Raw genomic sequence first — 14532 nt, forward strand, 5'->3', positions numbered from 1 at the left:
AGATGTGAGCAAAGAAGGCGCTAAAAACTGGTATATCGTCGATGGTTATTTACCTTATAAGGGAAAAGTAGAAGGTGAAATTTTCGAAGGTCATGAAGCGGTTATGATCCTTAATTGTAATGAAGAGGATGCGGAGATCTTCATGGATATTTATTATGAAGACCGGGATCCGGACGAAAATATCAAAATTACTGCGGAGGCCAAACGAGTCAAATGCATTCGGATGGATCATCCGCATGAAATTGGCGGCATTGAACTGGATAGGCAGCTTCAGTATTCGTTGCGTTTCAGAAGTACGATTGAAGTCATTATCCAGTATGGCAGGATGGATATCGCTCAATCCAATCTGGCTTATATCGGGATGATGGGATACTCAGAATAAGGGACTGAACAAGATGAATATGAAGAAGACAAGACGCGAGCTTCCTTTGCATCTGATGCTTATACCCGGGATAATCATCCTTCTAATCTATTGCTACTATCCAATGATAGGTTTTGTTGTTGCCTTTCAGAAATTTATTCCCATTAATGGATTGTTCGGCTCGAAATGGATCGGTCTCGGTAATTTCCGTTACTTGCTGCAAATGCCGGATATTTGGCAGGTACTTGGCAACACCGTGTTTATCGCCACAATGAAGATCGTTCTTGGCCTAGTGGTCCCTATCCTAGTTGCTGTGCTGCTAAATGAATTGAAGCACATGCTTATTAAACGGGGCGTTCAGACGCTCATTTACTTACCGCACTTTTTATCTTGGGTTATTCTCGGCGGTGTGCTTGTCGATATTCTTTCTCCTTCGGAAGGGATTATTAACCAGCTCCTGAATGCCTTAGGTATGGATTCCGTTTTCTTCTTGGGCAGCAACAAATGGTTTCCAGCCGTGCTCATTTTCTCTGACGTCTGGAAGGAATTCGGATTTAGCACGATTGTATTTCTAGCCGCTATTACGGGCATTAATCCTTCTTTATACGAAGCAGCTATCGTGGATGGAGCTAACCATACGAAACAGATTTGGCATATTACGTTACCGGGCATGGTGCCGATTATCGTTCTGATGGCTACATTAAGCCTAGGTAACGTTCTGAATGCCGGTTTCGATCAAATATTTAACTTGTATAGCCCGAGCGTCTATCAAAGCGGAGATATTCTAGACACGTTAATATACCGTATTGGTTTGCTGGATGCGCAATTCGGCGTCGCGACGGCGATCGGATTATTTAAATCATTGGTTTCATTCGTGCTCATAACCATTTCTTATATCATGGCCTATCGATTAGTCAACTATCGCATTTTTTAATGAGAGGAATGTTTCGAATGCAGCATCGGGTGTCCTTAAGCCGAAAAGTTTTCGTTGTGGGCAACTACATTTTTCTCGTTGCGCTTTCCCTGCTTTGCCTGCTTCCACTGATTCAAGTGCTGTCTATCTCCTTTAGCTCCAGCGCTGCCGCATCAGCCGGCTTGGTCAAACTGCTTCCTGTCGATATTACCTTCTCTTCTTATAAGTACATTTTGCAAAAGCAGGAATTCATAAGTTCGTTCGGTATATCGTTCGAGCGGCTTGTCCTTGGTTTTGTAATGAATATGGGAATATCGCTTCTATGTGCATATCCGCTCTCCAAGGAACGTAAGGATTTAAGGCTTCGCAGTTATTATGCCTGGTTTTTTGTATTCACCCTCCTGTTTAGCGGAGGGCTCATTCCTACGTACATCGTTGTCAGTATGACGGGTCTAATTGATACGATATGGGCGCTTATTATTCCGAGCGCGGTTTCTGTATTTAATGTCATTCTGCTGCTGAATTTTTTCCGAGGATTACCTAAGGAGATTGAAGAGTCGGCCTTTATGGATGGAGCGGGACATTGGCTTGTTTTATGGAAGATGTACGTGCCCATGTCATTGCCGGTTCTTGCAACCGTATCCTTGTTTACGATGGTCTATCATTGGAACGCTTGGTTTGATGGGTTGATCTATATGAATTTCCCGAAAAACTACCCTTTATCTACTTATTTGCAGTTACTGGTTATTAATAGCAATCCAATGAAAATGGATCCGAAAAATTTAGCCGGTCTTATTGAAATTTCCGAGCGAACGACCCGGGCGGCACAAATCTTTATGGGAGCGCTGCCGATTCTTATCGTCTATCCCTTCCTGCAAAAGTTTTTCGTGAAAGGGATTGTACTCGGAAGCGTTAAAGGATGACTTTTTTCAAAATGGGGGATGTAGGATGAAAGCTGCAAGCCATGAAAGATGGGTGTGGATTGAATTAATCGGGTTCGATAATACGGAAAGCGACTTTGGAGTTGCCAATTATTTGGACACTGTAGGGTTCATTCCCCAAAGCATCTCATTGCTCTTCTATACGCCTGATTTTGTTCATGCTCATGAAGGCATGGAGAGAGAATGGATTTTGCCGATGGAGGTTTGTTCTTATGGGGCACGTCCCTATGGCAAGGAACGTAATAGGCAGGAATGGACCAACTTTCAGCTTCGGAGTCTTGTCGCAGAGCTGCAAAAGCATGGTGTTGAAATGTATTGCAGTTTTTTTGATATCTATCAGTTTCATGTAGGTGAAACTTTAAGGGCAAGCAAATGGTGTGCTGCTCATCCGGAGCTTTATGAAATGAGGAAGACGGGCGAGGCTTTCTCAGCTATTAATCCGTTAAGGCGGTTTAAGGATGGGAGCTACTATGAAGACTTATTTGTCAGCGATTTGATAAGAGTTATGCTGGACTACGGTTTTGATGGATACCATGGCGCTGACGGTTATACGAGTCCACGGCTTAGCCTTGCAGAGACCGATTACTCAGATGATATGGTAGATCAATTCGTAACACACAGCGGAGTGGAGCTCGGGACGGGACTAACTGCTAACTGCGATGGCGATCCGTTCGAGATGGAGAAGCGGGCCGATTGGATTTGGAATCATAAGCGTCTGGAATGGATCCAATTTCATGGCATCAGATGGGCACAGCTATGGCATAAAATTATGCCGGCCCTTCGTAAAGAGCGGAAAAAGGCCGTTATTAACACGGCATGGACAAGAGATCCGTTTGAAGCCTTATACCGTTACGGAGTTGATTATCGACTGCTTGCGGATACCGGAGTGGACGGGTTTGTCGTAGAATCCGTCGGAGCTTCTTTATCTGCCGGTGCAGGGGAAACGGAATATGAACCGGGTTCGGAGTTTATGGCGATGCTGTTAGCCATTAAAGCTTACGTGCCGAATAAAAAGCTGATTTGCCTGAATGCGATTCAAGATACGAATGAGCAGTGGGATGCACTGAGTCATGCTCCGACCGTACTGGAGAGGGATATCTATTCGTTGTCTAATTTGTATTTGCAAGATCGGACAGGGCTGAGCCGTTGTGCGTCGGGATTCATGGCTTGCCTCGGAGACGGAATTAGCCGGGATGGCTGGAACTGGATTTCTAAACGGTGGAATTCCGGGTTTGATGGCTGCCCTGGTCAAATTGTTGGAGCCAGTATGGTATGGTCTGATCAGCTCCTGCATCATTCATTGGAGGACTATGCTGTAACCCGCAATTGGCATGTTCACAAATATATGAATGAATTGATAGCTCGTGGAGCGCCTTTGCACAAGGTTGTAAATATTAAGGATATTCAAGAAACGAATGGATCGATTCTTGTTACTCATCTACATCTATTGCAAGGTGATGAATTACAAAGTGTTCTTGCTTATCGGGGCGGGCCGGCAATTCTAATTGGTAACATGACGGATCGTATATCCGGGATTGGAGCGGTCGCTGGATGGGGTGTTGTCTGCGAAGTTAACCAGCTTTTTTGTGTGATACGGGATAGGTTCGGCGAAGTGGCTCAAGCGTTTGTCATGGAAAAGAATGCAGATGATGAAGTATTGGAGCAGAATCAACTTGCAGCTGCTAACGATGATATTTCTTGGATCGATAGCCTCTATTTCAGCCCGGTAACCGAGCAATTCTTGTCTACATGTGTACAAGGAATGAAGGATCATACAAATGCACCGAAGGTGTTAAGGAATGTGGATTTCATTCGAACTGCCGCACTTGAGATGGCTCCTAATCGTTGGCGAATCATGATCACCAATTTGCATATGAATTACAAATCGGCACATCTGGACGTAGGCAGAACGATTAAAAATATTAACGTCTTGACCGATTTCCCAGGAATACCTGTCACTCCTAACGGATCGCAATTCAGCTTGTATGTCCCTGGACGGGGAATCGTTATGGTGGAGCTTCAATTTCAGGAGGAATTATGACACAACAATGGATTGACATTCAAGAGAACGGGATCTATATGAGCGTGGAGATTACAGACAGTGGGGATGTACGTTTGCTGCATCTCTCCACTTCTCCATCAGATGAAGGATTGCTTGGAACCGAAGAAGAGCGCTCGGTACGCCGGATCGTGGAATTGCAGGTTACAGGTGAGGATCAGAATGACCACCACGCTTCCAAGTATACGGGAACGATGCCAGGTGGACGGTTGAAATATGTCTCCCACCGGGATGTCCGTAATGACTATGGACGAAAAATTGAAATAGCCATGGAAGACGGATCAACAGGGGTAACCGTTCATTATCAGTTTTACGACGGGATCTCTGTCATTCGTTCTTGGACGGAGGTTGTCAATCGTGGCAAGGATTCACTCCCTTTAGAATATGTATCTTCCTTCGCTCTGACTGGAATAGCCAAGGAGGGTGCGGGTACATGGGAAGCGAAAAGCCGATTGCGCGTACCACATAATACTTGGCACGGAGAGCTGCAATGGAGAACCAATACTCTGCCTGAACTGGGGCTTACGAAGGCGAATGATTTTTCCCTAAAGCGACTCTCCTATAGCAAATCAGGCACCTGGTCTTCTGCCGATCTTTTGCCAATGGGATGTTATGAGAATACGGTGAGTGGTACAGTTTTATGCTGGCAAATCGAGCATAATGGTTCCTGGCATTGGGAAATCAGCGATGCTGCCCAAGGGCAGATCTATTTACAGATCAGCGGTCCTACTGAAAATGAAAACCACTGGTGGAAAAATGTTGCGCCGGGTGAAACCTTTGTTTCTGTACCTGCTGCTATTGCCATTATTCTTGGGGGCTTCGAGCAGGCAATTGGTGAGTTAACACGATACCGCAGAGTTATTCGTCGCCCGAATGTAGATAATGTGCAGCTGCCAGTTATCTTCAACGATTATATGAATTGTTTGTTTGCTGATCCGACGACAGAGAAAAGCTTACCATTAGTCGATGCGGCTTCAAAAGCTGGTTGTGAATACTATTGCATTGATGCCGGCTGGTATGCAGACGGGGAATGGTGGACTGATGTGGGCCTTTGGCAGCCAGCAGCGAGTCGGTTTCCCGGCGGCTTACAAGAGGTACTCGACTATATCCGTGCTAAAGGCTTGATTCCGGGGCTATGGCTAGAGCTGGAGGTTATGGGTATCCATTGCCCTCTGGCTGATCAAGTCCCGGATGAATGGTTTTTCATGCGACATGGCAAGCGAGTTATTGATCATGGTAGATACCAGTTGGATTATCGTCACCCTGATGTGGTGCAATATGCGGATGAAGTTATCGACCGATTGGTTACGGAATACAAGGTCGGTTACATCAAGATGGATTACAACATTAATGCGGGAATCGGCACCGAGGTTGATGCGGACAGCTTCGGAGAAGGACTGCTCCAGCATAACCGGGCATACTTAGCATGGCTTGACCGGGTATTCGCCCGTTATCCCGATTTGGTAATTGAGAATTGCGGCAGCGGCGGCATGCGTATGGACTATGCTTTGCTAGCCCGTCATAGTGTGCAATCGATAAGCGATCAGACGGATTATCGTAAGTTTGCCGCGATAAGTGCTGCAGCTCCAACGGCGGTAACCCCCGAACAATCAGCTGCTTGGTCCTATCCGCTAAAGGAAGGGGACGAAGAAGAGGTTATCTTCAATATGGTTAATAGCATGCTCATGCGCATACATCAAAGCGGGCACTTAGCGGACATCCAGCCGGATCGGTTTGAGTTAATACGTGAAGGAATTTCCTATTATAAGAGCATTCGGGAACAAATTCCGCAATCACTTCCCTTCTGGCCGATCGGATTGCCTAAGCATGGAGATTCCTGGCTTAGCTTGGGACTGCGCAGCGCTGAGAAGGCCTATGTAGCTGTATGGCGTTTGCAGGGTGGAGCGAAGGAAGTGATGCTTCCCCTTCAAGGTTTCCAGGGTAAGGAGTTATCCGTTCGTTGTGGCTATCCTAAGCGCGAAGATTGCAATTGGCATTGGAACCAACAGGAAGGTGTACTTACCGTTACGCTTCCTGCGGAATTTACGGCAAGAATTTTTGAATTGCAGTGATTTGTTGGTGTATTGAAGCGGTTTAATAAATGTTGAACAGCCTCTCCGCGATTGCCGGGAGGCTGTTCATAGATTTTTTTGTTAACGCTCGTTCACGGTTAATATAATGAATAGGTGGCGAATAACCATGAAGCTTACAGCAATGTCAGGAACCAATCTGAATTTCACGCCCTTGGCGTTAGGCACAGCTGATTTCGGAAGCACCATCTCCGAGGAGCTTTCCTTTCGGATTATGGACCGATTTGTCGAAGGTGGAGGCAATTGGATTGACACGGCAAGGGTCTATGCCGATTGGGTACCTGGCGGTCATGGAAAAAGCGAGATAACGGTAGGTAATTGGCTCAGGAAGAGTGGTATTCGGAAGAGAGTTCTGATTTCCACGAAGGGCGCCCATCCGAATTTGTCAACGATGAATGTGTCGCGTCTCACATGTCAGGATATTAGGTATGACGTCGAGGAGAGCCTGAACTCTCTTAGTGTGGATAAGATTGATCTGTATTGGCTTCATCGCGATGATGTGAGCAAGCCGGTAAGCGATATTATTAACACACTCAATACCTTGGTTAAAGACGGTAAAATACGCTTATTCGGCTGCTCCAACTGGTTGCCTAGCCGGATTAGGGAAGCAGCTGAGTATGCCGAGAGTAACGGATTGCACACTTTCGTTGCGAGTCAGATTCAGTGGAGCTTAGCGGATATTAACGAAGATGCTGTATCGGATCCAACAACAGTCGCAATGGACAAGGCGGGGCTTGAGTTTTACAAAGAGACGGGTTTGACCGTGTTCGCCTTTACTTCGCAAGCGAAAGGTTTCTTTCAGAAACTTCATGCCGGCGGTATGAAGTCTCTTAAGGATGCAGTAAAAGATACTTACAATAATGAGGTTAACAGAGGACGGATGGAACGTGTGGTGGAAGTGTCCAAGGAATTGAATATCTCCATCTCTTCAGTCGTGCTTGGATATTTAACTAGTCAGCCTTTCCCGGTCGTACCGGTTATCGGAAGCCGTTCGCTTGAGCAGGTCGAAGAGGCGCTGGAAGTGCTTGGAGTAAGCTTAAGCCCTGAGCAAGTGGATTACTTGGAGCATGGGTGATTATAGCAGCCCGGAATTACCGCAATAGATGTCAAGGAAAGCAAGATTGGCAAATAGTCTCGTATAATCAGGTGTTTTATAATGAAAATGTAAGCGTTTTATATTGAGCGGATTAAGGGGGGACAATTTGGTATAGATCGAACCATAGGCAGGTCCTCGATTCAATTAGTAGCGGAGCGATGGAAGGCTATGGTTTTTTTGGTATGCGCAAAAAATCTATTTTAGAGGGGTTGAGCAAGTGGGAATGGTAAATTCGAAACGTATATTGTCTCTCCTGTTAATCGTGTGTTTGCTTGTGATGATCTTGATGCCATCTCAAGCGTTGGCGGTTAATGAAGAGGTCAACAACAAGCAGGGAGAGGCGGCTGTTTCAAATCACTGGGCGAAAGAGGTCATGAACAAATGGATAGGACTCGGTCTGCTCAAGGGGGATGCAGATCACAACTACCATCCGGATAATGCAGTCACCCGGGCCGAATTCGCTGCATTGATTAATCGGGTATTCAACTTACCAGATACTCTGTCCAGTGCAAATCCGTTTACAGATGTAGGCGATAACTCCTGGTACGCACAGGATGTAATCAGGCTGTATGCAGCTGGTATTATTAAGGGAGCAGGTAGCGATAGGTTCGAACCGAACAAGCTTATTACCCGTCAGGATGCTGCCGTCATTGTTGCTCGTGCGTTTAAAGTGAAAGCAGATGTTAGGGCTGGTGAAGAATTTACAGATTCATTGTCGATAGCTTCTTATGCTCTCTCGGACGTGCTGGCACTAAAGGCAAAGGGTTACGTTAAAGGGAAAGGAAATAATCAGTTCAAACCCAAAGAGAATACGACACGGTCTGAAGTTATACAGATGATAGATAACGTAATGGGAACTTTAGTAAAAGATAAAGGAGATTACAAGTCTGACGCTGCCGGGAATCTAGTGGTTAATACAGACGATGTGGCACTTAAAAACATGGTCGTCTCAGGCGACCTGTTCATCACCCAAGGGGCTGGAGAAGGAGAGGTCCTGCTGGAGGGTGTTACGGTCAAAGGATCAACTTACATTCTGGGCGGCGGAAAAAATAGCATCATTATTCGCGACTCCAATCTGATAGGCCCATTGATTGTTGACAAATGGAACTCGCAGATTCGAATCGTGGCTGAAGGAACAACGGTAATCCAAGAAGTTCAAATGCTTTCGGGAGGCATTCTGAAAGAAGGGAATTTGAAGGGCAAGGGATTCGTGAACGTAATCATTCTCATTCCGAACGATCAAATAAACGCTGCAATCGTTCTTGATGGAGAATTCGATGAAATCCAACATATGACCGGTAAGGTTAGCTTCGAATTAGGCAGCTCTACCAAAGTTCTGGTTATGATATTTAATTCTCCTGCTAACGTTACTGGCGATGGAGTGATCCAGACCGCTACGCTCCATGTAAGTGGCGTTAAGATGAACAAGTGGCCGATCAAGATCAATTTCTCATCCAATGTAACAGCAACGATTGGGAATGAGCTTGTTTCTGCTGATATTCGAAATACGACAACCAATCAAGGAGGAGCCGGAGGAGGAGTAACGGAACCGAAACCATCCGCGATAATTGTGGAATCAGGAATTTCTAAGGCGGACATCTTTGTTGATTCCTCAGCGGATAAGATGTTGGATCTTGCTGCGAAAGAGCTTCAAGATACGATTAAGATGGTTAGCGGTACTGAACTTTCAATTTATAAGTGGAATTCGGAGACATCCGTTAGTGCGGTGTTATCGGTCAATAAACTGGAAATTAAAAAAAGTGGACAATATCCAATACAGCTCCATCTCATCAATAATGAAGCAACTCCAGTACATGTGAATTTGGTGCAAATTAATGATGGACCTATTACAGTGAATTTGCCTAAAGAAGTTAAACTAGCAAGTCATGAAAATAAAATCATAGAAGGCTCTGTGGAAGTTACGAATGCGACAGCCAACGGGGATCATGAAGTTATTGTTCAGGCAAGTGTAGGTGAAATGGCGCTTAGTCCCATGAAATTAACGATTCATTATGAGTCTAACCTGTTGGAAAATCCAGGATTTGAACTAGCGAATTCGAGCGGCAATCTCCCGAGTGGATGGTTTTTGCCTTCTGGTGGAAGAGATAGCGTGGTATCGCACAGTGGTACTCACTCTATGCGGTTAGATCTGGGGAACTCAGCCTATATGTTTGCTCGCACAGATCAAAATCTCAAATTACAACAAGGGAAACGGTATAAATTAAGCGCATGGGTTAAGGGAACCGGTGCTGGAACCGTGAATATGGAGATTCATGAAATGCTGGCCGCTGGAGGGAATAACCCGGTTATTAAGCGTTCAGAAGTAACCGCAAGCAATGAATGGCAGCTTATGGAATTGGAATATAAGCCTGAAGAGAATGCGCAATACGATTATAACTCGGTTTTCTTTTTTATGTCGGGTATGGAATCACTCTGGATTGATGACATCTCTCTGACCGAAATTGTGGAAGAACCTATTAACGATCTCTTGCACAATTCTGGGTTTGAAATCGCCAATGCTGCCGGAAACTTCCCGGATAGCTGGTATTCGCCGACAGCCGTGTGGGACGACAAGGAATTCAAGAGCGGCACGCGATCTTTAAAGCTCGAATTGCAAGGTTCGGATTACATGTTTGCCAGGGCATTGCAGGATCTAAAGCTGCAACCAGGTAAGCGATATAAGTTAAGCGCATGGGTTAAAGGTGCCTCAGCTGGAACTATGGACATGGAAATTCATGAGATGCTGGCTAATGGCGGGAATAACCCTGTTACTGCAAGGGCGGAAGTTACTGTAAGCGATCAGTGGCAGCGTGTAGAGCTGGATTATACGCCAGCTGTGAATGCGGTATACGATCATAACTGGGTTTATTTCTTCATGTCGGGTACGGAATCGTTATGGATCGATGATGTGACGTTAACCGAGATTGTGGCAGAAGATGACCAAGGAAACGGAAATGGAAACGGAAACGGAAACGGTAGTGGTAGTGGTAGTGGCAGCAGTAATACTGACGGTCGCATTCGAATTATTATTGCAACACCGGATACGAATGCAGAGCTAAACAATCTTTATCCAAATGATCTTGCTTATTTACATGAGACGGATGGCTTCGCCATTAGAACATCCGGCAACCTAATCTATATTTTCGGTGATAATCCAAGAGGTGCTTTAAACGGAGTATATGATTTCCTAAGAGAAAATGCTGGTGTTCTATGGACAAGATCAACGGACTTCGGAACACTCTATGATCACCAATCCACGATTGTTGCTAAGAAAATCGACTATGTGCAAAAATCGCCGTTTAAGCTGCGGGGATGGCATACTACCGGCTCAGGAAAAAAGGGAGAGTTTCATACAGACGCTGACACGGAATCCATGCTGGCGCGGAACAAATTGAATGCGAAGTTAGCAGAGGTCGGAAATATAGATTACTGGGGTAGACAGTATGATCTTGGTTTAAATCCCGTACTGCTTGGACACAACCTCGATTTCTGGCTTCCAAATGAAAAATATTTTGACAAGCATCCTGAATATTACAATGAAGTGGATGGAAAATACGTTCCTGTATCAATGGAGAATTCTCAAATTAATTTCTATCATCCAGATGTGCCCGGGGTCATTGCGGGTGAGATGAGGCAGCTTCTCTCCGTTCAGCCCATGGAATACCTTGGAGTCGGAATTATGGATAACCAAGTATTCAGTCAAGGAGAATTAAGCAGATCTCCTTTTACAACACCTGACGGCCTTGTCGTTCAACCTGAGGATCCAGCGTACAAATCGACTGTTTTCTTCACATTTCTGAATAAGATAGCGGCTGAAATTAAGCTGACCCATCCAAAAGTGAAAATTGCGACTTTCGCGTACTTTTTTACGGATACTCCGCCTAAGGTAGAATTAGAGGACAATATCATCATCGTTATGGCACCAGGCTCTGAAGACGATAGAGTTCCTTTTAATACTAACGATCAGAACAGCTCTAACTATGCCTATAAGCTCAAACTGGAAGCGTGGGCAGTCAAAACTCATAATATTCTGATGTATAATTATTATGGCTGCTGCGTCACGGATATTTACGAAAGGCCGATTGCCAAAAAGGTGCAGGCCGATATGAAATATTATCGTGATTTGGGGATTATGGGAGTATTGCCAGAGGGTCATTTGGACAACGGAGACATATGGGGAATCAATGCGCTGCAATATTGGCTGATCAATAATCTGTTCTGGAATCCGGATGCGGATTTAGAAGCACTCAAAACCGAGTTCTTGAAAAAGGCATACGGAGCAGCTGCAGATTCGATGAGGCGCTATTACGATTTAATCGAGCAAGGCTGGAACTATGATCAACAGCCGGTTGGCGTCTATTCCAGGGCAAGTCAGTTGATTGGCCAATACGTCATAAAAGCCGGAATTAAAGATGCTGCTCAAAGCGCCTTGAATGAAGCTTGGCAGCTGGCCGATGCGCAAGCCAAGAAAAGAATTGAACCGATCAAAACAACATTCGAAAAGATGGTTTTTTTGGTAGGTGAAATTCCTAATTTATCGGCAAGTGCTGCAAGAACGACATACAGCAAAGACGAGATCATGGATTCGCTCGACTTTAGTAAGGGGCCTTGGGCAAATGTCCAGCCGGTAACTGAATTCCGCGAGATGGGCACTCGAAATCAGGTGCAGGAAGAAACGAAAGTGTATCTCTTATGGGATGACAAAAATTTATATGTTGGTTATGAAAATCTCGATGATCATTTGGATCGCATGGTTGTAAGCGACGATGCTCCCGGAGAATGGTGGAGAAGCGGTGCGGATGACTCTGTTGAGACTTATGTGACGGGCGACATGAAGGGAACCTACTACGGATTCTTTTCCAATCCGAAGGCTGTTAAGTTTGAATACAAGTCATTCCAAGACCCGACGTACAACGGATTATGGTATGCGAAGGCCGAAGTAGGGACCGACCGTTGGAATACGATTCAAGCTATCCCATTCGAGAGTATTGGCGTCGATCCAACCGTAACGGATACGCTATATGGTTTCTTCTTTCGGAATTTCCACGGGAAAGAAAAATTTATTACTTGGGGTGGCGGAATGGTATGGAATCCGTCTGAATTCTATCCGATTCATCTCGATAAGAGCAGCAAATAAGAACAGCTTTGAATCAACCAGCTTCTAGATAAGTAAACAAGCGTACCTCTCCTTGCTGATGCAAAGTTAGGTGCGCTTTTGTTTTGTTAATAGGGCCTCAACACTAACTTGAGAAATGTGAAGCATGGTGCGTAGAAGGCCGCTGCGCGGACGGATCATTCTTACGATCGCTGTTGTCTCCCTATTTCTTGATTCTATCCCTTAGGGGTAGAAATAAGGAGACAAAGGCGAACGCTATCGCTTCTTCAGAACGATTCCGTCCGCTTCGCTTTTGTTTCGTGCCAGATATCCACACGGGCATTCAAGCCTATAATTTCGGAATGAAGCAGATTTGCTCGCTGCTTGATCCCGCGCGAATCGGCAGACGTTTCTTCAGCCATCTCTCGATTGTGCCGCTCTTTCCTCATCCCTATGCACATAACCGCCGTATTTCTTGTGATGCTTTCGGGGAACTTAAGGATACAGAGTAAATGCTCAATTCGTTAACTTATGGGTGGTCGCGAGACGTTTCATGCATAAAGGGAGAATTGCAGGTAGCACTAGCTCCAGCTGAGTCAGTTATGCTAAAGCTTTCCTTCGCTCAATGAGTGATTGAATGCGTTGAATAAATAAACATCCTGTGTCCTTCGGGTGAAGGGACACGGGATGTTTGTTTTATAAGTGAGCTGCAACCTTTCACAGAAGAGGCGCGTCTGAGTGATTGTTAAGATAAACCAGTGGACTCGGAAGAGGGTTCGAGAGGAGCAATAACAGATGAACAACAAGAATAAGAAGATTATACTCATCACGATGATTGGGTTGCTCGGAGCGACGACGGCAGCAAGTGCATCTGGTTTCATGGACAAGGTTAGCGGCATATTGCGCAGCGATGTAAAAGTCTCGGTTAATGGGGAGTCTACTTCCATGAAACCTGTTTTTATTAATGGTCAAGCGTATCTACCTGCACGCAGCGAGGCTGCAGCACTTGGGTACACGCTGAATTATAATACGAAGAACAAAGAAATCGAGCTGAAGAAAATAGAAGAGGAAGAAGCTGTGAAATATGTGCGTGGTACTGGTGTCATCGTAGACGTCAAGTCGACAGGTGAAGGACAATATCAAATCGAGCTGCTTGGCAAAGGTGATAACAACTGGATTATTCTCCACGCCGATAAGGATACAATCATTAAGGACAGAGAAGGTAAAGCCTTCAATGCCAAAGATCTCAAGGCCGGCATGCAAATCGACGTTCAATACGGCCCGATCATTGCATTGAGCTTCCCTGGTCAATCCCATGTTGCACAAATTAATGTTGGCAGCCAGACGCTAATTAAGGAAGATGTTATTCAATCGGTTAAACATACGGAAGATGGATGGGTAGTAGAGTTTGGCGAAACCAAAAACGGCGTATTAACACCGACTTTAACTGTAAACGCTGGTAAAGAAACAAGCGTACTTACGTCACAAGGTCAGCCGGTTGATTGGGCGGATCTGAAAGTTGGAACTAAGGTGCGTGCCTACTACGGTCCGAACCTGACGAAGAGCATTCCGCCGCAAGGCCCGCTTCATTACCTTGTCGTGTTAGCGGCTAACGAGCAATTGTCTCCAGCTGCTGTTCAGGAGTTTCGTAATCTGGCATGGAGTCAAGTTCAGGACACGCAGAAATCACATCTGACTACCAAGCAAAATGATGCAAAGGTAGAAGTGGTTGATGCTAAAGGCTCAAGTGTGCTTACTGCTACCGATGAGCTGAAGAAGAAGCTGGAAGCTCTTCAAGCTGCCAATGGCAAGCTGGTTACGGTATCCTACAACACAGATCAAGATCTGCTGGTGGGGCCCTTGACTCTTGCGTTTAATATGGACACGAAAGAGTTTGTTGGTTATTTCCCTAGAAGATAATAAAAGAGCGTGTTAAGCGGCGATCGCTTCTCGGTATTCTACCGGGGAGAGGTCGCC

At 45.4% G+C, this 14532-nt stretch carries 9 protein-coding genes; 8 read left to right on the forward strand and 1 reads right to left on the reverse strand.

Annotation, left to right across the window (positions count from 1 at the left end; genetic code table 11):
• Window positions 1-4 precede the first annotated feature (4 nt).
• The 7 genes from EKN16_RS00995 (at window position 5) to EKN16_RS01025 (ending at window position 12597) form a co-directional block, all read left to right on the forward strand.
• On the forward strand, window positions 5-382 hold the full coding sequence (locus EKN16_RS00995; RefSeq protein WP_125653298.1) for a sensory rhodopsin transducer: 378 nt from the start codon (window positions 5-7) through the stop codon (window positions 380-382).
• 13 nt (window positions 383-395) lie between these two features.
• Window positions 396-1295: an ABC transporter permease gene (locus EKN16_RS01000; protein ID WP_179955582.1), complete on the forward strand. Its 900-nt coding sequence runs from the start codon at window positions 396-398 to the stop codon at window positions 1293-1295.
• Window positions 1296-1312: 17 nt separating this feature from the next.
• Entirely contained in the window at window positions 1313-2197 is an 885-nt protein-coding gene (locus tag EKN16_RS01005) for a carbohydrate ABC transporter permease (protein ID WP_125653300.1), read from the forward strand.
• A 25-nt stretch (window positions 2198-2222) separates the two neighbouring features.
• On the forward strand, window positions 2223-4256 hold the full coding sequence (locus EKN16_RS01010) for a hypothetical protein (protein WP_125653301.1): 2034 nt from the start codon (window positions 2223-2225) through the stop codon (window positions 4254-4256).
• Window positions 4253-6346, forward strand: a complete 2094-nt coding sequence (locus EKN16_RS01015) for an alpha-galactosidase (RefSeq protein ID WP_125653302.1) — start codon at window positions 4253-4255, stop codon at window positions 6344-6346. The genes EKN16_RS01010 and EKN16_RS01015 overlap by 4 nt, the downstream gene beginning before the upstream one ends.
• A gap of 127 nt (window positions 6347-6473) precedes the next feature.
• Complete coding sequence (locus EKN16_RS01020) at window positions 6474-7439, forward strand: aldo/keto reductase (protein ID WP_164522625.1); 966 nt, start codon at window positions 6474-6476, stop codon at window positions 7437-7439.
• Between the two features lie 244 nt (window positions 7440-7683).
• Window positions 7684-12597 carry a DUF4838 domain-containing protein gene (locus EKN16_RS01025; RefSeq protein ID WP_232016637.1) on the forward strand — a complete coding sequence of 1638 codons (4914 nt, stop codon included), beginning with the start codon at window positions 7684-7686 and terminating at the stop codon, window positions 12595-12597.
• Between the two features lie 245 nt (window positions 12598-12842).
• Here EKN16_RS01025 and EKN16_RS33380 read toward each other — a convergent pair whose 3' ends face one another.
• Window positions 12843-12977: a hypothetical protein gene (locus EKN16_RS33380; RefSeq protein WP_260182454.1), complete on the reverse strand. Its 135-nt coding sequence runs from the start codon at window positions 12975-12977 to the stop codon at window positions 12843-12845.
• 373 nt (window positions 12978-13350) lie between these two features.
• Between EKN16_RS33380 and EKN16_RS01030 the strand changes: the two genes are divergently transcribed.
• Window positions 13351-14475, forward strand: a complete 1125-nt coding sequence (locus EKN16_RS01030) for a stalk domain-containing protein (RefSeq protein WP_125653305.1) — start codon at window positions 13351-13353, stop codon at window positions 14473-14475.
• Window positions 14476-14532 lie beyond the last annotated feature (57 nt).

Source organism: Paenibacillus baekrokdamisoli, assembly GCF_003945345.1.
Taxonomy (GTDB): Bacteria; Bacillota; Bacilli; order Paenibacillales; family Paenibacillaceae; genus Paenibacillus_Z; species Paenibacillus_Z baekrokdamisoli.

What these genes read in the sequence shown, in the direction of transcription:
- EKN16_RS01020 (WP_164522625.1), top strand. Translation starts at nt 6,474, where the DNA reads ATGAAGCTTACAGCAATGTCAGGAACCAATCTGAATTTCACGCCCTTG.
- EKN16_RS01030 (WP_125653305.1), top strand. Translation starts at nt 13,351, where the DNA reads ATGAACAACAAGAATAAGAAGATTATACTCATCACGATGATTGGGTTG.
- EKN16_RS01000 (WP_179955582.1), top strand. Translation starts at nt 396, where the DNA reads ATGAATATGAAGAAGACAAGACGCGAGCTTCCTTTGCATCTGATGCTT.
- EKN16_RS33380 (WP_260182454.1), bottom strand. Translation starts at nt 12,977, where the DNA reads ATGGCTGAAGAAACGTCTGCCGATTCGCGCGGGATCAAGCAGCGAGCA.
- EKN16_RS01015 (WP_125653302.1), top strand. Translation starts at nt 4,253, where the DNA reads ATGACACAACAATGGATTGACATTCAAGAGAACGGGATCTATATGAGC.
- EKN16_RS01025 (WP_232016637.1), top strand. Translation starts at nt 7,684, where the DNA reads ATGGTAAATTCGAAACGTATATTGTCTCTCCTGTTAATCGTGTGTTTG.
- EKN16_RS01010 (WP_125653301.1), top strand. Translation starts at nt 2,223, where the DNA reads ATGAAAGCTGCAAGCCATGAAAGATGGGTGTGGATTGAATTAATCGGG.
- EKN16_RS01005 (WP_125653300.1), top strand. Translation starts at nt 1,313, where the DNA reads ATGCAGCATCGGGTGTCCTTAAGCCGAAAAGTTTTCGTTGTGGGCAAC.